22 protein-coding genes and 1 pseudogene are annotated in these 20,567 nt (G+C 62.8%); 10 read left to right on the top strand and 13 right to left on the bottom strand.

All coding sequences use genetic code 11. The annotated features are described in order from the left end of the window. Positions 1–10: 10 nt before the first annotated feature. The 4 genes from BM132_RS05070 to BM132_RS05055 are packed head-to-tail and all read left to right on the top strand — an operon-like array spanning position 11 to position 3,630. The gene (locus BM132_RS05070; RefSeq protein WP_092453747.1) at positions 11–1,330 is read left to right on the top strand and encodes a nitrous oxide reductase family maturation protein NosD; all 1,320 of its coding nucleotides are present in this window, start codon (positions 11–13) and stop codon (positions 1,328–1,330) included. Next, positions 1,327–2,244, top strand: a complete 918-nt coding sequence (locus BM132_RS05065) for an ABC transporter ATP-binding protein (RefSeq protein WP_092453745.1) — start codon at positions 1,327–1,329, stop codon at positions 2,242–2,244. The genes BM132_RS05070 and BM132_RS05065 overlap by 4 nt, the downstream gene beginning before the upstream one ends. Beyond that, positions 2,241–3,071 (top strand): ABC transporter permease, encoded by an 831-nt coding sequence (locus BM132_RS05060; protein WP_092398480.1) that lies wholly within the window; start codon positions 2,241–2,243, stop codon positions 3,069–3,071. The genes BM132_RS05065 and BM132_RS05060 overlap by 4 nt, the downstream gene beginning before the upstream one ends. Positions 3,072–3,102: 31 nt before the next feature. After that, a complete protein-coding gene (locus BM132_RS05055; protein ID WP_092453743.1) occupies positions 3,103–3,630 on the top strand; it encodes a nitrous oxide reductase accessory protein NosL in 528 nt (175 codons plus the stop codon). Between the two features lie 211 nt (positions 3,631–3,841). Here the strand turns inward: BM132_RS05055 and BM132_RS05050 are convergent, their stop codons facing one another. The 11 genes and pseudogenes from BM132_RS05050 to nirS all read right to left on the bottom strand — a co-directional run bounded on the left by BM132_RS05050 (position 3,842) and on the right by nirS (position 12,998). Continuing rightward, positions 3,842–5,335, bottom strand: a complete 1,494-nt coding sequence (locus tag BM132_RS05050) for a nitrite reductase (RefSeq protein WP_092453741.1) — start codon at positions 5,333–5,335, stop codon at positions 3,842–3,844. After that, entirely contained in the window at positions 5,332–6,162 is an 831-nt protein-coding gene (gene cobA, locus BM132_RS05045; protein WP_092453739.1) for a uroporphyrinogen-III C-methyltransferase, read from the bottom strand. The genes BM132_RS05050 and cobA overlap by 4 nt, the downstream gene beginning before the upstream one ends. 37 nt (positions 6,163–6,199) lie before the next feature. Further along, positions 6,200–7,396 (bottom strand): heme d1 biosynthesis radical SAM protein NirJ, encoded by a 1,197-nt coding sequence (gene nirJ, locus BM132_RS05040; protein ID WP_092453737.1) that lies wholly within the window; start codon positions 7,394–7,396, stop codon positions 6,200–6,202. Positions 7,397–7,497: 101 nt separating this feature from the next. Beyond that, positions 7,498–8,022, bottom strand: a pseudogene (locus BM132_RS05035) (Lrp/AsnC family transcriptional regulator); the annotation flags it as partial. Next, on the bottom strand, positions 7,997–8,440 hold the full coding sequence (locus tag BM132_RS05030; protein ID WP_092453733.1) for an AsnC family transcriptional regulator: 444 nt from the start codon (positions 8,438–8,440) through the stop codon (positions 7,997–7,999). The gene BM132_RS05030 and the pseudogene BM132_RS05035, both read right to left, overlap by 26 nt. Then, the gene (locus BM132_RS05025) at positions 8,433–8,945 is read right to left on the bottom strand and encodes a siroheme decarboxylase subunit beta (protein ID WP_092453731.1); all 513 of its coding nucleotides are present in this window, start codon (positions 8,943–8,945) and stop codon (positions 8,433–8,435) included. Before BM132_RS05025 ends, BM132_RS05030 begins: the two co-directional genes overlap by 8 nt. Beyond that, positions 8,942–9,400, bottom strand: a complete 459-nt coding sequence (locus tag BM132_RS05020; RefSeq protein ID WP_092398464.1) for an Lrp/AsnC family transcriptional regulator — start codon at positions 9,398–9,400, stop codon at positions 8,942–8,944. Before BM132_RS05020 ends, BM132_RS05025 begins: the two co-directional genes overlap by 4 nt. A gap of 2 nt (positions 9,401–9,402) precedes the next feature. Next, positions 9,403–10,581 (bottom strand): cytochrome D1 domain-containing protein, encoded by a 1,179-nt coding sequence (locus BM132_RS05015; RefSeq protein WP_092453729.1) that lies wholly within the window; start codon positions 10,579–10,581, stop codon positions 9,403–9,405. Continuing rightward, positions 10,578–10,907 carry a c-type cytochrome gene (locus BM132_RS05010; protein ID WP_092453727.1) on the bottom strand — a complete coding sequence of 110 codons (330 nt, stop codon included), beginning with the start codon at positions 10,905–10,907 and terminating at the stop codon, positions 10,578–10,580. The genes BM132_RS05015 and BM132_RS05010 overlap by 4 nt, the downstream gene beginning before the upstream one ends. Before the next feature lie 186 nt (positions 10,908–11,093). Next, positions 11,094–11,405, bottom strand: coding sequence for a c-type cytochrome (locus BM132_RS05005; RefSeq protein WP_047225832.1), 312 nt, complete (start codon positions 11,403–11,405; stop codon positions 11,094–11,096). A 24-nt stretch (positions 11,406–11,429) separates the two neighbouring features. Then, the gene (gene nirS, locus BM132_RS05000; protein WP_256244146.1) at positions 11,430–12,998 is read right to left on the bottom strand and encodes a nitrite reductase; all 1,569 of its coding nucleotides are present in this window, start codon (positions 12,996–12,998) and stop codon (positions 11,430–11,432) included. 309 nt (positions 12,999–13,307) lie between these two features. On the opposite strand from nirS, the gene BM132_RS04995 reads away from it, so the two are divergent. The 6 genes from BM132_RS04995 (at position 13,308) to BM132_RS04970 (ending at position 19,120) form a co-directional block, all read left to right on the top strand. Beyond that, positions 13,308–14,111, top strand: a complete 804-nt coding sequence (locus BM132_RS04995) for a CbbQ/NirQ/NorQ/GpvN family protein (protein ID WP_092453723.1) — start codon at positions 13,308–13,310, stop codon at positions 14,109–14,111. Further along, positions 14,095–14,682, top strand: coding sequence for a cytochrome c oxidase subunit 3 family protein (locus tag BM132_RS04990; protein ID WP_092453721.1), 588 nt, complete (start codon positions 14,095–14,097; stop codon positions 14,680–14,682). Before BM132_RS04995 ends, BM132_RS04990 begins: the two co-directional genes overlap by 17 nt. A gap of 12 nt (positions 14,683–14,694) precedes the next feature. Continuing rightward, positions 14,695–14,952 carry a cytochrome C oxidase subunit IV family protein gene (locus BM132_RS04985; RefSeq protein WP_092398452.1) on the top strand — a complete coding sequence of 86 codons (258 nt, stop codon included), beginning with the start codon at positions 14,695–14,697 and terminating at the stop codon, positions 14,950–14,952. Positions 14,953–15,230: 278 nt separating this feature from the next. After that, positions 15,231–15,671, top strand: coding sequence for a c-type cytochrome (locus BM132_RS04980; RefSeq protein ID WP_092398450.1), 441 nt, complete (start codon positions 15,231–15,233; stop codon positions 15,669–15,671). Positions 15,672–15,674: 3 nt separating this feature from the next. Further along, positions 15,675–17,102, top strand: a complete 1,428-nt coding sequence (locus tag BM132_RS04975; protein ID WP_092398448.1) for a cbb3-type cytochrome c oxidase subunit I — start codon at positions 15,675–15,677, stop codon at positions 17,100–17,102. Positions 17,103–17,281: 179 nt separating this feature from the next. Beyond that, positions 17,282–19,120 (top strand): nitric oxide reductase activation protein NorD, encoded by a 1,839-nt coding sequence (locus BM132_RS04970; protein ID WP_092453719.1) that lies wholly within the window; start codon positions 17,282–17,284, stop codon positions 19,118–19,120. 4 nt (positions 19,121–19,124) lie between these two features. Here the strand turns inward: BM132_RS04970 and BM132_RS04965 are convergent, their stop codons facing one another. Both BM132_RS04965 and BM132_RS04960 read right to left on the bottom strand, forming a co-directional pair. Beyond that, a complete protein-coding gene (locus BM132_RS04965; protein WP_092453717.1) occupies positions 19,125–19,325 on the bottom strand; it encodes a protein DnrP in 201 nt (66 codons plus the stop codon). Then, positions 19,322–20,005 (bottom strand): Crp/Fnr family transcriptional regulator, encoded by a 684-nt coding sequence (locus BM132_RS04960; RefSeq protein ID WP_047225841.1) that lies wholly within the window; start codon positions 20,003–20,005, stop codon positions 19,322–19,324. The genes BM132_RS04965 and BM132_RS04960 overlap by 4 nt, the downstream gene beginning before the upstream one ends. Positions 20,006–20,567: the final 562 nt, after the last annotated feature.

The raw sequence follows: 20,567 nt of genomic DNA, 5'->3' as shown, positions 1-20,567 counted from the left end.
GGCAGGTTCAATGACCGGCAACCAGCAACAGCCCGCGGGCTACGCTCGCGCACCGGTCATTGCCCTGGCGCTCCTGCTCCTTTCGGGCGGTGCGCTTGCAGCGCCGCAGCCGATCACCGACCTGCCGTTGCAGGCCGACGGTGAACGGCAATGGCGCCTGCCCGCGGGGCAGTACCGGGGGTCGTTCAGCATTGACCAGCCGATGACCCTGACGTGTGCGCCGGATGCGGTATTCCAGGGGCAGGGCCAGGGCAATGCCTTGATCATTCGCGCGCCCAACGTGCAGATCCAGGGTTGCACCTTCCTGGACTGGGGGCATGACCTCACGGCCATGAATGCTGCGGTGTTCATCCAGCCTGGCGCCCAGGGGGCCGTGGTGCGTGCCAACCGCATGCAGGGCCCGGGTTTCGGTATCTGGGTCGATGGCACGCGGGATGTCAGTCTGATCGATAACCGCATCCAGGGCGATCCCGGGCTGCGCTCCCAGGACCGGGGTAACGGCATCCACTTGTACGCGGTACACGGTGCCCGGGTGATCGGCAACCAGGTCCGCGAGACTCGCGACGGCATCTACATCGATACCTCCAACGGCAACCTGATCGAAGGCAACCTCCTGGAGGATCTGCGCTATGGCGTGCATTACATGTTCGCTAACGATAACCGCCTGTTGGGCAATATCACCCGGCGCACCCGCACCGGTTATGCCTTGATGCAAAGCCGTCAACTGACGGTCATCGGCAACCGCTCCGAACAGGATCAGAACTACGGGATCCTGATGAACTACATCACCTATTCCACTCTGCGCGACAACGTGGTTACCGATGTTCGCGACGGGTCCACCGGCGACACCATGATCAGCGGTGCCGAGGGCAAGGCCCTGTTTATTTACAACTCATTGTTCAACCGCATCGAAGGCAATCATTTCGAGCGCAGCGCGGTGGGCATCCACCTGACCGCCGGCTCGGAGGACAACCGCATCACCGGCAACGTTTTCGCCGGCAACCCGCGCCAGGTCAAATACGTGGCCACGCGGCTGCAGGAATGGTCGGTGGACGGGCGCGGCAATTACTGGAGTGACTACCTCGGCTGGGATCGCAACGGCGACGGGCTCGGGGACGTGGCCTATGAGCCCAACGACAACGTCGATCGCCTGCTGTGGCTGTACCCCCAGGTTCGGCTGTTGATGAACAGTCCGGGTATCGAGCTGCTGCGCTGGGTGCAGCGGGCGTTCCCGGTGATGAAATCCCCTGGGGTGATGGACAGCCATCCATTGATGGAGGCGCCGCGCCAACCCCCGCCACGCAACAGTGCTCAGGAGGACGTGTCTTGAACGTCGTCGAGATTGAAGGCGTCAGTCAGCGCTATGGCGATGTCGCCGTGTTGCACGGGCTGAACCTGGACCTGGCCCAGGGCGAAGTGCTCGGCCTGTTCGGGCATAACGGTGCGGGCAAGACCACGACCATGAAGCTGATACTCGGCCTGCTCCGGGCCAGTGAGGGTCAGGTGCGGGTATTTGGCCGGGCGCCCAGTGATCCGGGCGTGCGGCGAATGCTCGGTTACCTGCCGGAAAACGTGATGTTTTACCCGCAGTTGAGCGGGCTGGAAACCTTGCGCCATTTCGCCCGGCTCAAGGGCGCGGCTCCAGAACAGGTCGAGCGCTTGCTGGAGGAGGTTGGGCTGGCGGAAGCGGCCAGCCGGCGGGTGCGCACGTACTCCAAGGGCATGCGCCAACGTCTGGGGCTGGCCCAGGCCTTGCTCGGCCAGCCGCGGCTGCTGTTGCTGGACGAACCCACTGTTGGCCTGGACCCCATCGCCACCCAGGACCTCTATCAACTGCTCGATCGCCTGCGCTGGCAGGGCACCAGCATCATTCTTTGTTCCCATGTCTTGCCGGGTGTGGAAGCGCACATCAATCGCGCCGCGATTCTCACCCAAGGGCGTTTGTTGGCCCTGGGCAGCCTGGCGCGCTTGCGCGAAGACGCGGGGCTGCCGACGTTGATCCGCGCCTCGGGCCTGTCACGGGCCGACTGGCTTCGCCAGCATTGGCGCAGCGAAGGGCACGCCACTCAAGGTTGGGGCGCGCAAGGGCTGCAAGTGTCCGCACCCGATGGCAGCAAACTTAAATTGCTGCGCCAGCTACTGGCCCAGGATGACCCGGCGGATGTCGAGATCAAACCGCCGTCCCTGGAAGATTTGTACCGCCATTACATGGTTCGCGCGGCGCTTGAGGAGACTGGCTCATGAATCCGATCTGGAACATGGCCCGCAAGGAGTTCAGTGACGGCTTGCGCAACCGCTGGTTGTTGGCGATCAGCCTGTTGTTCGCGGTGCTGGCCATCGGCATCGCCTGGCTTGGCGCGGCAGCGTCCGGCCAGTTGGGTTTTACCTCGGTGCCGGCGACGGTGGCGAGCCTGGCCAGCCTGGCAACGTTCCTGATGCCGTTGATCGCGTTGCTGCTGGCCTATGACGCGATTGTCGGCGAGGACGAGAGCGGCACCTTGCTGCTGTTGCTGACGTATCCGTTGGGGCGCGGCCAGTTGCTGCTGGGCAAGTTTGTCGGTCACGGTCTGATCCTGGCCCTGGCGACCCTGATTGGCTTCGGCTGCGCGATGGTCGCCATTGCCCTGCTGGTGGACGATATCGAGCTGAGTCTGCTGCTCTGGGCGTTTGGCCGCTTCATCGTGTCCAGCACGCTGCTGGGGTGGGTTTTCCTCGGGCTTGCTTATGTGCTGAGCAGTCTGTCGGCGGAAAAATCCACCGCCGCCGGCCTGGCGCTGGGGGTGTGGTTTTTCTTTGTGCTGGTGTTTGACCTGGCGTTGCTGGCGTTGCTGGTGCTGAGTGAAGGCCGCTTCAGCCCGGATCTGCTGCCCTGGCTGCTGCTGTTCAATCCCACCGATGTGTATCGGTTGATCAACCTGTCGGGGTTCGACCCCGGTTCCAGCGGCGCGGCGGTGCTGACCCTGGGCAGCGACCTGCCGGTGCCCGGACCTTGGCTCTGGCTGTGCCTGTGGTTGTGGATGGCTGTGCCGTTGTGGCTGGCCTATCGGTTATTCAATCGCCGCTGCCCGTGATTTCTTACGTTGATAGAGGGAGCCTGTAACGATGAACAGGGTGTATGTGAAGACGGGCCGATGGCTGGCCGGGGTGTTGATGTGCCTGGCGCTGGTGGCATGCGGCAAGACTGAGTCGCCACCGGCCTCTAAGGCGACGCTGGCGTTCCATCCCAGTGATGAATGTCACGTGTGTGGCATGGTGATCACGGATTTTCCCGGACCCAAGGGGGCGGCGGTTGCAGCCGGCGGCGTGAAGAAGTTCTGCTCGCCGGCAGAAATGCTCGGTTGGTGGCTGCAGCCGGAGAACCATCGGGCTGACGTCCAGCTGTACGTCCACGACATGGGCCGCAGTCACTGGAACACCCCGGATGATGAACATTTGATCGACGCGCGGAGTGCGTACTTCGTGCTCGGCTCGGGACTCAAAGGCGCTATGGGTGTGGTCCTGGCTTCCTTCTCCGACGCCCAGGCGGCAGAAAAACTCGCCCGCGATACCGGCGGCCGAGTGCTGCGTCTGGAAGACATTGATCAGAAGCTGCTAGGACAGGCTACCGCCATGTCGCCGATGAGTCATTGAACCAGCAGCCTGCTCCCGCTGAGGCGCGCAGGCGCCGCGTAGAAACCGCGCAGGAGCTGCGTAGGAGCTGCGTAGGAGCTGACGAGTGCAACGAGGCTGCGATCTTTCCCCAGCCACTTGAATCTCAAGCGAAAGATCAAAAGATCAAAAGATCAAAAGATCGCAGCCTTCGCCAGCTCCTACAGGACCGAGCGGGGGCAGGTGTGCTGGCTCAGTGAGACGTGCCCTCGGCGAACTCGATCTTGTTGCCCACGTTGTATTTGCCCGAAGGCTTGTTCATGGGCAGGCGTTTGATTTCCTTGAGGGTGTTGCTGTCGTAGACGATCAGCGCGCCGTCGGTGTCCCAGATGCTCAACAGCAGGTAACGGCCGTCATGGGTGAATTCGACGTGGGCGGCGGTTTTGCCGGGCATGGGGCGCAAGGTGTGAGCGATTTCCAGGGTCTGTTTGTCGATCAGGTGGATGGCATCGTTGCCGGGAGCGAAGAACACGTCGGTCCAGGCATAGCGCGAATTGGCGTGGCTGCGCAGGAAGAAACCCGGCCCGAGGGTAGGGATCTGCCGGATGACTTGCCAGGTGCCGATATCGATCACCGACACCAGGCCTTTACTGATATTGGGTGTCGCGAACACCCAGCGGCCATCGCGCTTCCAATAGGTGCCCGAACCCAGGTGCGGCATGCCCGGCAAGCTGATGTCGGTGACCACCCGGCCACTGTCGAGGTCGATCACCTGGCCACCCTGGGCCTTGCGCGAGGTGGCGAGCAACTGGCGGTAGTCGGGGGAGAAGGAAAAGTCATCCAGATGATCCTGGACCTCGATGCGCCTGGGCACGAAGTCCGGGTTCGGACCGGTAGACAGTTCCCAAACCTCGTTCACATCCTTCAGTGCGACGATGAAGCTGTTGCGCGGCGCAGCGGTATAGACCGCGCTGACCCGGGAGGCCTGACCATCACTGCCCAGCGTCGCGATCGTCTTGACCAGTGACAAGTCCCGGGCATCCAGCACCGCCAGGTTGCCAGGCAGCGAGTTGCCCACCAGCACCCAGCGACCGTCCTTGCTCACCGCCAGGTTGCGGGTATTGAGTCCGGCCCGCACTTCGGCGATCAGCTTGAGGTTGTGCAGGTCATACAGGCTGATCCAGCCATCGCGCGACGCCAGGTAGACAAAACGTCCGTCCGGGGAAAACTTGGGTCCGCCGTGTACGGCAAAGTGCGAGGCGAAGCGCGCGAGCACTTCGAAGCGATCACCGTCGACCACCGCGACGTGATGATCGCCGGCTTCCACCACCACGAACAGGTTCAGCGGGTCGGCCCGGTGTTGCGGTTGGTTGGGCAAGGTGGCGACGTCCACCAGCACACGATGGCTTTGGCGAATATCCGCTTCATTCCAGTTTGGTGCGACGCTGGGCGGGCGCTGGAGATACAGCGCCAGGGCGTCGATTTGCGCAGGTTCCAGCAGCGCACCGAAGGCCGCCATCTGACTGGCGGGGCGGCCGTTCTCAATCACCTGGCGGATTTCGCCGGGTTTGATCCGGCCCAGGCTCTGGGGCAGCAGCGCAGGCCCGGCGCCGCCGATGCGGTTCACGCCGTGACATTGTTGGCAGAGCTGCTGGTAATTGCGCTCGGCCTGCTCCAGGTCGGCGCCGGCGGTAACGGCGCCATGGCTTGCACCGATCCACAGCATGGCCACCCAGCAGCGCCTCATAGCGCCACCTTCAAAGCCTGGGGGAGGGGATGAACGCGCGCCGGATGCTGCAACGGCTGCTGGGCAAACAAGCCGACCACTTTGCCGATCACCGTCAATGTTGGCAGACCTTCGACGCAATCACGTGCCATGGCCGGCAGTTGTTGCAGGGTGCCGCGAAGCACTTGCTGGTCGGGGCGAGTGCCGTTGCTGATCAACGCCGCCGGAGTATCCGCGGCCAAACCTGCCGCCATCAACCGCGCAGCAATGGTGCCCAGGTTCGACAAGCCCATGTAAAACACCAGGGTCTGGCTGTCATCCGCCAGGCTTTGCCACGGCAGGCTCAAATCACCTTCGCGTTGCAAGTGGCCGGTGATGAAACGGCAGGAATTGACCAGGTCACGATGGGTCAGCGGAATGCCGGCGTAGGCGCTGCAACCGGACGCGGCGGTGATACCAGGCACCACCTGGCAATCGGTACCTCGCCCCAGCAAGTACTCCAGCTCTTCGGCACCGCGACCAAAAATGAACGGGTCGCCGCCCTTGAGCCGCACAACCCGTTGGCCCTGATCAGCGAGATCGGCCAGCAGTTCGTTGATCTGCGCCTGGGGCAGGCTGTGGCAACCGGCGGCCTTGCCGACGTAATGCCGGGCGCATGTCAGCGGGATCAGTCCCAGCAGTTGCGCGCTGATCAGGCGGTCGTAGACCACCGCGTCGGCCTGCATCAACAGGCTCCAGGCGCGCAGCGTCAGCAGGCCGGGGTCACCGGGACCGGCACCCACCAGGGCGACTTCACCCGGTCTGAAGGGCGATTGCAGGGCAGCGGGCAGAACGATAGAGGCAGGCATGGGACTTCCTTGGTTCATCATCAGGTTCGCCGTCGGGTTATCGGGCACAGGGCAATGCAACGCTGGGAATCAAAGCGCTGGGGATTGCCTGCAAGCCAATTTCGTCATCGCTGAGGTGGCAGCCGGGGTCTTGGCCCCACAGGTCGCCGTCGGCCCAGGCGCGTGTGCGGGTGTTGCCGTTGCAGATGGCCAGCCAACGGCACTGTCCGCAACGGCCTCCCACGCTCCGCGGATGCTCGCGCAGTTTTTGCAGCAGGGCGTCGGGACGTTCGAGCCAGAGTGTGCGAAACGGCGTTTGGCGGACATTGCCCACCGAGTGCTGCCACCAGTAGGTGTCAGGGTGCACCTCGCCGGTGTTGTCGATGTTGGCAATGCCGCTGCCCGAGGCATTGCCGCCCCAGGCCTTGAGCATGCGCTCCAGCTCGGCGTAGTGATGGGGCAGGCGCCAGGCCACCCATTGCAGCAACAGCACCGCATCGGCGTCGTTGTTACCGCTGACGAAGTCCGTGTCGCGTCCCTGCAGGATGTCGCTCCAGGCCCGCTCGAAGATCAGGACCATGGCTTCGCGGCTCATCTGTTGCCGGGCGTCGAGCTGGCGACTGCGCTTGCCGCGGCCGCTGTAGTTGAGGTGCGACAGGTAGAATTTCTGCACGTCGTATTCAGTCATCAGATCCAGCAGTCGTGGTAACTGGGCGTGGTTCTGCTGGGTCAGGGTGGTGCGCAACCCGACCCGGATCCCTCGTTCGCGACACAAGCCGATGGCCGCCATGGAACGGGCAAAACTGCCTTTGAGCTGGCGGAAGGCGTCGTGGGTCGCTTCCAGGCCATCGATGCTGATGCCCACATAGTCGAAGTTCGCCGCCTCGATCTGCCCAATGTTGCTCGGGTCGATCAACGTGCCGTTGGTGGACAGGGCGAGGAAAAAGCCCTTGCCCCGGGCATAGGCACTGAGCTGGAACAGGTCCTCGCGCAGCAACGGCTCGCCGCCGGACAGGATCAATACCCGTACGCCCGCGTCATGCAGGTCGTCGATGACCTTGAGTGCCGCCGTCGTGTCCAGCTCATCGCGAAATACGCTGTCGGCCGAGGTGGCGTAGCAGTGTTTGCAGGTCAGGTTGCAGCGCCTGAGCAGGTTCCAGATCACCACCGGCGGCCGTGTGCTGCCCGGTGGCGCCACACGCGGCGCGGGGCATTGGCCAGCCAGGGCGCGCAGGTAGTGGCTGATCCTCAACATAAGTCGCTCCTTCGTTGTGGGAGCAAGGCTTGCCCGCGATGAAGCCGATGCAGTCCCTCAGAAACCGAGGCGGCTGTTTCGCGAGCAAAACTTGCTCCCACCGGCGACAGGCGCAAGCCGGTTTTTTTCAGGATGCGGCTGCTCACCAGCATGTCGTCAGCGCTACAGGCGTCACCCAGCAGATAGCGCAGGTGCTCACGGTAGCTGTCGATTTCCTCGCGGCTGCGGCCATGGACCATGGCAAACAGGTTGTAGGGCCAACCGGCCCGGCGCGGGCGGCGGTAGCAATGGCTGACAAAAGGCTGCGCACCCAGCAGCGCGCCCAGGCGCGGCACGTCGGCGTCGCACACATCCCAGACGGTCATGCCGTTGTGGCGATAACCCAGGCGATAGTGATTGGGCACCGCGGCGATGCGGCGGATTGCCCCTTCGGCCTGTAAACGCTTGAGCAGGTCGAGGGTCGATTCCACGCTCAGCCCCAGTTGCTCGGCCAGCCAGGCCCAGGGATCTTCGAGCAAGGGCAGGCCGTCCTGGGTCAGTTCCACCAGCCGCAGGGCCAGTGGCATTTCATCCAGACGAGGTAGCGTTTGCGGCAACGGCTCAGACTGGGAAATACAGGCCGACATGGTAGGTCTCCTCCTTGGGCAGGTTCAGCGGCTCCAGGCCGGTCAGGCGTTCGATACGCAACAAGGTGTCGCTGATCGTCTGTTCGCTGGGGCAGGCAAGCACGAACCACATGTTCCAGCTGTGCTCGCGGCGGTAGTTGTGGGCCACTTCGGGCATGGCCGCGAGCAACTCGGCGATGGTCTCGAAACGCGGTTCGGGCACCGCCAGCGCCGCCAGGGTGAAGGCACCGCCCAGGCGGTCGATGTCGAACATCGGGCCGAAGCGGGTGAGTACGCCGTCGTTGAGCAACTCGTGCAGGCGGTCGAGCAGTTCGCTGCTGCTGCTCTCCAGTTCTTCGGCCAATGCCTGCCAAGGATGGCGTACCAGAGGCAAACCCAATTGCAGGCGATTGATCAGGCGTCGGTCCAGGTCATCCATCGATCGCCACTCCGGCCGGCGTGGCGTAGCGTCCGCCACACTGCTTGAACAGGTGGGTGCTGAACAGCAACTGGTGCGGTAGATCACTCAGCAAGTGCGCCTCCAGCAGTGCCTGGACCTGGGCCTCGACACGGTCGCGCTGACGACCGTGGATCATGCAGAACAGGTTGTATTGCCACTGGGGCAAGCGTCGTGGTCGTTGATAGCAAAGGCTGATGCCGGGCGCCTGGCCGAGGCGGCGACCGACTTCGTCAACCAAGGCATCCGGCACGTCCAGCACCAGCATGGCGTTGGCGGCAAAGCCCAAGGCGCGGTGGTTGACCACCAGGCCGACGCGGCGGAACAGGCCTTGTTCATGCCAGTCTTGCATCTGGTCAAGAATCTGCTGTTCGCTGGCGTCGATCTGTTCGGCCAGGGCCTGGAAGGGACGGGGTGTCAGGGGCAAGCCGGTCTCCAGTAGACGGCGCAGTTGCAGCGACTGGTGGTCACTTAAGGTCGGGGTCATGGGGTAGCCTCCAGGGCAAAGCCCAGGTCGATGCGGTAAGCGGTCAGCATGGGCAGGTCCAGCGGCGTGAGGCCGGTGTCGTTTTCCAGTTCCCGGAGAATGTTGTCCAGGTGGGCACGATCAGGACCGGTCAGCACGAACCACAGGTTGTAGCGGTGTTCACGGGCGTAGTTGTGATTGACTTCCGGGTACTGGCTGACGCGCGCCGCCACCTGCTGCAGTCGGTCCACGGGCACTGCCAGGGCGGCGAGGGTGCTGGCCCCGGCTCGGGTGTGTTCGAACACCGGGCCGACCCGTGACAGGGTGCCCGCCAGTTGCAGGTGCTGCAGGCAATCGAGCACCTGGGCCTGGCTGCAACCCAGGGCATCGGCCATTGCCCGATAGGGTTCGGCGCACAACGGCAGGCCATGCTGGAACTGATCGATCAGGCGGCGGGCGAGTGGGCTTGGTGTCATGGTCAGTACCCCGGTTTGTGCGCACGGCTGCTGAAGAAGATGCCGCTGGGGCTCAGGGCCGGCAGGCTGCTCAGGCGTTCGAGCCGATACGGATCCCAGACCTGCACCTCGCCACCGTCGCGGGCGGACAGCCACACCTGATCGCCGCGAGCGGTGAATTCCATGTGCAGCACCGCAGGCCCTGGCCGCAGGTCCGCGATGATGGCGTGAGTCTGGGTATCGATGACCTGCACCCGGTCGTTGTCCGGGTAGGCGAAGTTGACCCACAGTTGGCGGCCATCGGGTCGCGCCGTGACGAACACTGGCTGGCCGGCCACGGCGATCGTGCCGGTCTGCTGCCAGGTGCGGGCGTCCATCACCAGCACTTGATGGTGCCCGACGGCGGGGACAAAGGCCTGTTGGCCGGCCATGGCCCAGCCTTCCAGATGGGGCATCTTGTACACCGGGAGCCGGGCCTCGCCGCGTCCATAGTGCCCCAGCACCCGTTTCACGCCGTGTTCGGGATGCCAGAGATCGAGTTGCGCCATGCCGTCCTCGCCAAACAGCCCGGCCATGTAATAACGCCCGTCCGGTGTTATCAGCGCGTCGTAGGGTTGCCGGCCGATGGCGGTGAAGCGTTCGATGCGTGGCGTTTGGCTTTGACTGAAATCGGCGGTCCAGATTTCGCCGGTGTCGAACAGGCTGAAAACGAAGCGCTGCCCCGGCGCGTCCACCAGGCCGACCACCCGCGAACGTTTTTGTCCGTCGGGTAGGGGTGTGGCCGGAATGTCCGCGACCGGTTCCAGTGTCTGCGCGTCGAACACCTTGACGCCGCCGGGTTCGTAGTTGGAGACGGCGATCAGCTTGCCGTCCTGACTGATTGCGCCGCCGATGCTGTTGCCGCCCTGAATGATGCGGCGGTCGATGCGTGCGCTCAGCAAGTCGACCTTGCTCAAGCCGCCATCGCGGCCAAATACATAGGCATAACGTTGGTCGCGGGAGAACACCACCGAGGCATGCGACAGATCCCCCAGCCCTTCGACGCGGGCGAGGGCGGTGCGCGTGTCGCTTTCGATGATTTGCAGGCTGCCGGTGGCACGCTCCACCACCACGCCCAGGTCGCCGGTGCCGCGCAGCGCTGGCTGGGCACACGCCGAGAGCAACAGCGTGCAGGCGGTGAGAGACAGCAGAGATCGGATCATGGGGCGGGAATTCCTTGAAGGAGCCGGTCCACCAGCCAGCGAATATCGTCGGGGCCCAGCAGCGGCGCCCAGCCGGGCATGGCGCTGCCGGGCCGTCCTTGGGTGACGGTGGCGATGAGGCTGTCGCGGGATTTTCCGGCCAGGGCCTCACGGGTCAGTGGCGGGCCCAGGCCGCCGGTCATGTGCAGGCCATGGCAGGCGCCACAGTCCTGAACCAGCAGGTGTTGCAGTTGCGCCTGGCGCGGGTGGTCGGGAGCGGCCAGCACCGGGGTACAGAAGACGAAGAGGAGGGTGGTTATCCGGGTTGCACAGCGGTGTCGGTCCATGACGTCCTCCTGAATTAAAGTCGTGCGTGCCCCTGTGGCGAGGGGATTTATCCCCGTTGGGCTGCAAAGCAGCCCTAAAACTTGACATCGCGATGTGTCAGGCAGATAGGTTCTGCTCTTCTGGGGGCTGCTTCGCAGCCCAGCGGGGATAAATCCCCTCGCCACAGAGATGTGCTCCTTAAACGTTTATTTAAGGGTCAAGACCCACGCCGCAAGGATCTTGGCTTCTTCATCGGTCACCGGATTGGCCGGCATCGGCATCGGCCCCCAGTTTCCTTGTGTGCCTTCCTTGATGTGCTTGGCCAACAGTTCTTGTGCTCCGGCGACGCCGGCATTCTTTGCCGCCACCTCCTTGAGCGCCGGTCCTACCAACTTGGTGTCAATGGAGTGGCAGGCGCCACAGGGTTTGCTCTTGAACAGCGTCGGGCCGTCCTGGGCCAGCGCCGGTTGCAGGCTGAAGGCGGCACTCAAGGTCAGGGCAAGCAGAATAGGCTTCATGGTTTTTCCTCTTATTGATGGGGCTCAATAGATGTCGTGTTGAGTGTTGTAGACGTTGAATTTTCCGGTGGGGGTGATCAGGCGTTTGTCCTTGATCACGCTCTTGAGCTTGAGGGTCTTGTCATCGATCACCACCAGCGCCGACTCGTCTTCCTGGCCGCTCCAGACCGAGAACCAGACTTCATCGCCGGCCTTGTTGTATTCCGGTTGCACCACGCGCATCGCCCCCTTCTTGATACCGGCGTACTCGGCAATCGGCAGCACGGTGTAGCCGGCGTCGAGTTTGTCGATGTCGAACACCGCCACCGATTGGCTGAGCTTGGTGTCGGGGCTAAGGGTGGTGTCGACGTACAGGTGACGGGACTTGGGGTGGGTCTTGATGAACAGCGAACCGCCACCCTGGCCCTGGAGAGAGCCCACCTGTTTCCAGGCATATTGCGGATGCTTGATTGGGTCGGTGCCGATCAGCGAGACGCCGGCATCACCCAGGTGACTGGTAGCCCAGACCGGGCCGTAAAGCGGATGGGTGAAGTTGGCGCCGCGTCCCGGGTGCGGGGTTTTACCGACATCCACCAGGGCGGTGAGCTTGCGTTCCTTGGAGTCAATGACTGCAACCTGGTTGGAGTTGTTCGCCGCCGTCATGAAGTAGCGATGGCTGCTGTCCCAGCCGCCGTCATGCAGGAACGGTGCGGCGTCGATGCTGGTGATGGTGAGGTTCTTGATGTCCTGGTAGTTGACCAGCATCACCTTGCCGGTTTCCTTGACGTTGACGATGAACTCCGGCCATTCATGTGACGCGATGATCGCCGCAACCCGGGGTTCGGGATGATATTGCTGGGTATCGACGGTCATGCCGCGAGTCGAGACGATCTGCCTGGGCTCCAGGGTCTCGCCGTCCATGATGGTGAACTGCGGCGGCCAATAGGAGCCGGCGATGGTGTACTTGTCTTCGTAGCCCTTGAACTTGGAGGTTTCCACCGAGCGCGCTTCGATGCCTACTTTGATTTCCGCGACTTTGGTCGGCTCCTTGGGCCACAGGTCGATCATGTCGATCTTGGCGTCCCGGCCAATCACCAGCAGGTAGCGGCCCGATGCCGAGATACGCGAGATGTGCACTGCGTAACCGGTGTCGATCAGCTTGACGATCTTCTTGCTGTCGCCGTCGATCAGGGCGATCTTGCCATCGTCGCGCAGAGTGACCGAAAACAGATTCTGCAGGTTGAGCGAATTGAGTTGCCGGGTGGGCCGGTCTTCGGGTTTGACCAACACCTTCCAGGTCTTGAGGGTTTCGGCCATACCCCATTCCGGTGGGGTAGGCGGGGTGTGCTGGATGAACTTGGCCATTACCGTGATCTGGTCTTTGGTCAGGGCGTTGGAGGTGCCCCAGTTGGGCATGCCGGCGGCTGAACCGTAGGTAATCAGCGCCTCCAGATAGGCCTGGCCGCGGCCCTGGGTGATGTCGGGTGTCAGCGGTTTACCGGTGGCGCCCTTGCGCAGCACACCGTGGCAGCCGGCGCAGCGCTGGAAGTAGATTTGCTTGGCCGAGTCGAAGTCGGCCTGGCTCAGGTCCGGTGCGCCTTCGGTCTTGACCATACGGGCGTCTTGCGGCGCAGCGGGTGGGTTGGCGAAGGCATTGAGTGCAGCCAGCGCCGTACACAGCGCCCCGACCCCCATGACCCACGATTTTTTGTGGCTGATCAGCATTCCATTTCTCCTCAGGCATGACCCGCGCGGCCCTGCAGTTGACGTTCGGCGCGCAGATTCTTGGTGCGCTGCAAGGCTATGCCCAGGCCGGTGGTTACCTGCTTGACGGCGATCAAGTTTGCCGGCCACAGCCCTTGCCAGGTTGTCGCAGGGGCCCGTAGCGTGGCTGGCAATCGTGTTATCTGATCAGGTCATGCCATGAACGCTATCCACACCCTTGAACACCCGGCCGAACCTTTCTACCAACCCCAGGACAACGAGCTGGCGTTGTTCGAACAGGCCTGGCAGCACGGCATGCCGGTACTGGTCAAAGGCCCGACGGGCTGCGGCAAGACCCGTTTTGTCCAGCACATGGCCCATCGACTGAAATTGCCGTTGTACACCGTGGCTTGCCACGATGACCTGAGCGCAGCCGATCTGGTGGGGCGCCACCTGATTGGCGCCCAGGGCACCTGGTGGCAAGATGGGCCGCTGACCCGAGCAGTGCGCGAGGGCGGTATCTGTTATCTGGACGAGGTGGTGGAGGCACGCCAAGACACCGCGGTGGTGTTGCATCCCTTGGCCGATGATCGCCGGCAGCTGTACCTGGAACGCACCGGTGAGGTTCTTCAGGCACCGCCCTCGTTCATGTTGGTGGTGTCGTACAACCCCGGTTACCAGAACTTGCTCAAGGGCATGAAACCCAGCACCCGCCAGCGTTTCGTGGCGATGCGCTTTGGCTATCCGACGATTGCCGATGAAGAGCGCATCGTGGCTCGCGAGGCCGGGGTGGATATGGCTCTGGCGGCCCAGGTGGTGCGGCTGGGGCAGGCGCTGCGCCGGCTCGATCAACATGATCTGGAGGAGGTGGCCTCCACCCGTCTGCTGATTTTCGCCGCGCGCATGATCGGATCCGGCATGGACCCGCGCCAAGCCTGCCTGGCCTGCCTGGCCGAGCCGTTGAGCGACGATCCGCAGACCGTGGCCGCGCTGATGGATGTGGTCGATGTTCACTTCGGCTGAAGCCGCTGCGCTGTCCACCCGGCGTTTGCCAGGGGATCTGGCGATGTGGTTTTTCATCCTCGCCGAACTGACGGTGTTTGCCTTGCTGATCCTGGCGTTCGCTGTCGCCCAGGCATTGAACCCGCCGTTGTTCAGCGAAGGCCGGCAATTGCTGGACCGCTCCACCGGCCTGGCAATGACCCTCAGCCTGCTGAGCGCCGGGTTGTTCGCCGCCTTGGCCCAGGAGCAAGTCCGGCAGGACCGGCCACGCCAAGGGGCGCTGCTGTTGTGGCTGGCCTTGCTGGTTGCCGGCGCCTACGTGGCGCTCAAGCTCATTGAGTACGCCCACTTGTGGGCGAACGGCCTCGGGCTGGAGCACAACACCTTCTTCACCTTGTACTGGATCCTCACCGCGTTTCATTTCCTGCACGTGCTGCTGGGCATGGTCATCCTCGGCTGGCTGGCCGAGGGTTGCCGGCGCCGGCGTTACGGTTCGCAGCAGTGCAGCGGGCTGGAATCCGGCGTGCTGTATTGGCACATGGTGGACCTGGTCTGGGTGCTGCTGTTTCCGGTTGTCTACATTCTTGGTTGAGCGGAGGTGCTCATGTCGGCTTCCCATGTCTTGATCACCTGCTGGATGACACTGGCCGTGTTGAGCATCGGCACCGTTGCCCTGGGCCAGGTCGCTGCCACCGGGCTGGTGTCCGTCGCGATCCTGGCGGTGGCGGTGACCAAGGCCTGGTTGATCGCCGACGGCTTCATGGAACTGCGCCATGCGCCGCGCTTGTGGCGTTGGTTGGTGTTGAGTTGGGCGGTGCTGTTGGCGACGGTGATCGGGGGCGTCATCATCTCCGCTGCCTGACACTGCGAATGCAACCCCCTGTGGCGAGGGGATTTATCCCCGCTGGGCTGCGAAGCAGACCCAAATGTTCTGCTACCTCGGTGTATCAGACAGCATGTCGGGGGCCGCTTCGCAGCCCAGCGGGGATAAATCCCCTCGCCACAAAAGCAAAAGCTCATCTGACTTTCGAGCGGTGTTTGAACAACCCACTAAAACCATCGGAGATTCTTGATCGCCATCAAGCGGGTTTCAGACCCTCACTTCCTAGAATGGACACGCCAAGCAATGAGGAAGTGACCATGTCAGATACCTTCACCAAAGGCATGGCCAGGAATATTTATTTCGGGGGAAGCGTGTTCTTTTTCCTGATCTTCCTGGCCCTGACCTACCACTCGGAACAAACGTTTCCGGAACGCAGTAACGATACGCAATTGACCGAATCGGTGATTCGCGGCAAGGGCGTCTGGGAGCGCAACAACTGCATCGGCTGCCACACCCTGCTGGGCGAGGGCGCGTATTTCGCGCCGGAGCTGGGCAATGTGGTCAACCGGCGCGGCGGCGATGAAGCCTTCACGCCGTTCCTGCAAGCCTGGATGAAGATGCAGCCTTTGGGCGTGCCCGGACGCCGAGCCATGCCGCAATTCAACCTCAGCGAACAGGAAGTCAACGACATCGCCGAGTTCCTCAAGTGGAGCGCGAAAATCAATACCAATGGCTGGCCGCCAAACAAGGAGGGCTGAGAGATGAGCATGGCTAATCCGCATCTGAAATTCGCCTCGCAAGCCGTTGCCAAACCCTACTTCGTGTTTGCCTTGATCCTGTTCCTGGGGCAAGTGTTGTTCGGTTTGATCATGGGCTTGCAATACGTGGTCGGCGACTTCCTGTTCCCGCTGATTCCCTTCAACGTGGCCCGTATGGTCCACACCAACCTGCTGATCGTCTGGCTGCTGTTTGGCTTCATGGGCGCGGCGTACTACCTGATACCCGAGGAAGCTGATCGGGAGCTGCACAGTCCGAAGCTGGCGATCGTGCTGTTCTGGGTGTTCGCCGCCGCCGGGGTACTGACGATCCTGGGCTACCTCTCAGTGCCTTATGCCACGCTGGCCAAAGTCACCGGCAACGATTTGCTGCCGACCATGGGCCGTGAGTTCCTGGAGCAACCGACGATCACCAAGATGGGCATCGTGGTGGTCTGCCTGGGTTTCCTCTACAACATCGGCATGACTCTGCTCAAGGGCCGCAAGACCACCGTCAGCATGGTGATGATGACCGGCCTGATCGGCCTGGCGGTGTTCTTCCTGTTCTCCTTCTACAACCCGGAAAACCTCGTCCGTGACAAGTTCTACTGGTGGTGGGTGGTGCATCTTTGGGTTGAAGGCGTCTGGGAACTGATCATGGGTTCGATGCTCGCCTTTGTGCTGATCAAGGTCACTGGCGTGGACCGGGAAGTGGTCGAGAAGTGGCTCTACGTGATCATCGCCATGGCCCTGATTACCGGGATCATCGGCACCGGTCACCACTTCTTCTGGATCGGTGCACCCGAGGTCTGGTTGTGGGTCGGCTCGATCTTCTCCGCGCTGGAACCGCTGCCGTTCCTGGCGATGGTGATCTTCGCCTTCAGCATGGTGAAAAACCGTCGCCGGCAACACCCCAACCGCGCCGCCACGTTGTGGGCCAAGGGCACCACGGTCACCGCGTTCTTCGGTGCTGGCGTTTGGGGGTTCCTGCACACCCTGGCTCCGGTGAACTTCTACACCCACGGCTCGCAACTGACCGCAGCCCACGGTCACCTGGCCTTCTACGGGGCCTACGCGATGATCGTGATGACCCTGATCAGTTACGCCATGCCGCGTCTGCGCGGGTTGGGTGAAGCGGCGGATGAGCGTTCGCAGCGCCTGGAGATCTGGGGCTTCTGGCTGATGACCCTGTCGATGGTGATGATCACCTTGTTCCTCACCGCTGCCGGTGTCGTCCAGGTGTGGCTGCAACGCTGGATGGCGGACGGCAGCGCCTTGCCGTTCATGGCGACGATGGACCATTTGAAGCCGCTGTTCTGGGCGCGTCTGGTCAGCGGCGTCGGGTTCCTGGCGGGTTTGCTCTGCTACCTGTTCAGCTTCCGCCAACGTGGCCGTGCGGCTTTGCGCGCCCCGGCAGCAGTGGTGCCTTCTTGACGGGCCACCACTGAAGCCGTGTCGAGGCAGCTGTTGTGGCGAGGGAGCTTGCTCCCGCTGGGCTGCGTAGCAGACCCTTTTTGATGGGCGCTGCGCACCCAAGCGGGAGCAAGCTCCCTCGCCACAAAGCGCAGTGCGAACCAGCTCCCTCACCGCAACGGGTCGATAGGAGAATAACCATGGCATTCACCCTAGAACTGGAAGAATGGGTCGGCAGCGTCTGGCACCGTTTCATCACCCGACGAGCCAGTGTGGATTTTCCCGAAGCACGGGTGGAGTTGATCCCCCGGCAACGCGCTTTGCAGGTGCTGTTGCGCGCCACCGGTGGTGCTTCTCACCTGGGTGTGGAGGCCGTCAGCGACCGCGACCTGCTGCTGCGGCGCAACCTGTTGCAGCAGATCGCCGGCACCTGCAAGCAAGTGCCGCTGGCCTGCTGCGATGGCGATAACCTGCGTTTGCCGGCGAGCCTGGCAGCGTTTCCCGATGCCAAATTGAACGAAGAACTGTACCGCTGGCTGGCGTTGCTGGCCGCGCAAGCGGGGCCGATGACGCATTGGGGGCGGGACAACCAGCGCTGGACGCAAGCGCTGCTGGGACGTTACCCGGCGCTGCGCAGCCGATATCGGCGACTGGTGGAGGCGCATCTGTCCTTGCGCCCCGATCCGCAATCGTTGCCCCCGGCCGAAGCTGCCCTGGAGCGCGCACTGTGCCAAGCCTTGCGCGAGCCGGGCAGCGTCGAACAGTTTCCGCGCAGTGAGCGGGCCGCCTGGCCACTGCCGCTGTGGCTGTATCCGCCCCAGCATCTGGGCAATCCCCAGGCGGCCAACCTCGAAGAGTCCGAGCAATACCTGGCGACGCCGCCGGGTGAGCAGCAGGGCGGTCGCAAGCGCGCCGAGCGAATCGATGACACCACCCGTGACGGTGGGTTGCTGATCGTGCGCCTGGAGAACCTGTTCAGTTGGACCGAACACGTGGACCTGGATCGCTGGGCGGATGACAGCGAAGACCCGGACGCGGCGCGAGTCGCCGAGGACCTGGATCAATTGACCCTGTCGCGCACCCGCTTGCGCAAGGGCGGCGGTTTGAAGTTGCACCTGGACCTGCCGCCAGCCGATGTGGATGACATTCCCCTGGGCGCGGGCATCCTGTTGCCGGAATGGGACTACCGTAAGCAACGCCTGCAGGACGATTTCGTCAGCGTGCAGACCTTCATTCCCCGAGACTGCGAACCCCAGCCGCTGCCGGCCCGCCTGCGCGCTTCGGCCCAGCGTTTGCGCCGCCAGTTCGAGCATCTGCGCAACGATCGACAATGGCTGCGCCAGCAAACCCAGGGCTCGGAGCTGGACCTGCAAGCCTGGCTGGACTTTCACGTCGAGCGCCAGCACGGCCAGTGCAGCGAACGCGGCCTGTTCATGGAACAGCGCCAGACCCGCCGCGACCTGGCTTGCCTGCTGTTGGCCGATCTGTCGATGTCCACCGATGCTCATCTCAACGACGAGCACCGGGTGATCGACGTGATCCGCGACAGCCTGCTGCTGTTCGGTGAAACCCTGTCAGTGCTGGGGGACGATTTTGCCCTGTACGGATTCTCTTCACTGCGCCGCCAACAAGTGCGGATGCACGAGATCAAGGCGTTCAACCAAGGTTATGACGACCACACCCGAGGTCGGATCCAGGGCCTCAGGCCCGGTTATTACACGCGCATGGGCGCCGCCATTCGCCAGGCGACCCAGCGGCTGGAAGGTTGCAAGCGGCGACGCAAGTTGTTGTTGCTGGTGAGCGATGGCAAGCCCAACGACCTGGATCTCTATGAAGGGCGCTATGGCGTGGAGGACACCCGCCAGGCGGTGCTGGAGGCCCGGCGCCAGGGGCTGACGCCGTTTTGCATCACCATCGATCGTGAAGCCGGGGATTACCTGCCGTACATGTTCGGCGCCAATGGCTACACCTTGATCCGTCAACCGGAACAGCTGCCGCTGCGTTTGCCACAGTTGTACCGGCAATTGACTCAGGATTGAGGGTTCAAGCGATGCTGCGAGGTAACCAGAAAAACATGACGACGCAGAACACCGTCAGGCCGACACAGAACCAGGTGAAGCGCCGCAGGCGGCGCTCGCCGGCCCGTGCAGCCTCGGCCGGCAGGGGCATGCCGCACTGGCGACATCCGGATTGACTCGTCGGGTTGGCGTGTTGGCAATACAGGCAGGTGGGTTGCGCGCTCATTCGAAATGTTCCAGGCGCAGGCGGTCGAGAATGGCGATCTGGCGACCGTCCTGGGTGATGATCTTTTCATCGATCAGCCGGCGGATGATCCGCGAAAACGTTTCCGGCTGGATCGACAGGTGCCCGGCGATCAGTTGCTTGGCCATTGGCAGCTCGAACTGGCTGTCCACGGTTTGCAGGCGCACCAGTTGCGTCAGCAGGTAGCGCACCACGCGGTGGGTGGCGTTCTTCAGCGACAGGGTTTCAATCTCGTTGACCCGTTGGTGCAGGCGCACACAGAGCTTGCCGAGCAGGGCAAAGGTCAACCGGCTGTTGCTTTGCAAAAGACGCATGTACGTGGCATTGGACAGGCGATACAGCTGGGTGGGCCCAACGGCTTCTGCGCAAGCGACGTAGTTCGGGGTGTCCATTAGCATCATGGCTTCTGCGAAGGTCTGGCGCTCGCCGATCACCTCGAAGACTTTTTCCTGGCCGTCTGGCGTCAGTCGGTAGATTTTCACCGCCCCGGAGATCACGAAGTAAAACGCCTGCGCCGGTTCGCCCTGGCGGAACAGCGGTTCGCCCCTGTCGACATTCAGCAGTTGGCTGGTACTCATCAGTTCGTCGAGTTGTTCTTCGTTCAACGGCTCGAACAGGTGATGACTGCGCAGAATCTGGTGATGAACACGGTGGAGCACCATGGCATGAGTCCTTGTAGGGCAGGAAGATGGATCGGATTCAGACGAGGCTCAGGGACAGGCCGCTGGCCAGCCCCACGACGCAAGAGAGCAAGACGAACCAGGCAAGCGGCAGCGCGACGTGTTTCATGGATAACCCCGGCAAAAAAAGTCTGTGCCTTGCTTGAGCAAGAGCCGGGCCAGGCCCGCAACCGTTGATTTGTGGGGCCTTACTGTTGAGTGGGTATAAATGACCCTGGTCCGCTAGGGTGATAATCACCATGACAGGGTCATATTTACCCGGCTGATGGCTGTTTGTGGGAGCGAGCCTGCTCGCGATGGCGGCTTGACAGTCAGCGGAGATATCGAGCTGACCGGCCTCATCGCCAGTAGGCTCGCCCTTTCAAGGGATAAGCAGACGGTTTATTGAGTGGGGCGTTACATCCTCGACCGGTTTCGGCAAGCCCCTTGCAAGTACCTGGCTGAGGCAGGCTGGCTTGATCTGAGACAAGGCTCGTCAGTGCCGATAGCTGATCATTCGACCCCTGATTGTTGACCCCTTATCGCCAGGCCCGTCCTGCGGTGA

This window comes from Pseudomonas sp. NFACC45 (genome assembly GCF_900113505.1).
GTDB classification, from domain to species: Bacteria; Pseudomonadota; Gammaproteobacteria; order Pseudomonadales; family Pseudomonadaceae; genus Aquipseudomonas; species Aquipseudomonas tehranensis.
This window is presented reverse-complemented; position numbering and strand designations above follow the sequence as displayed.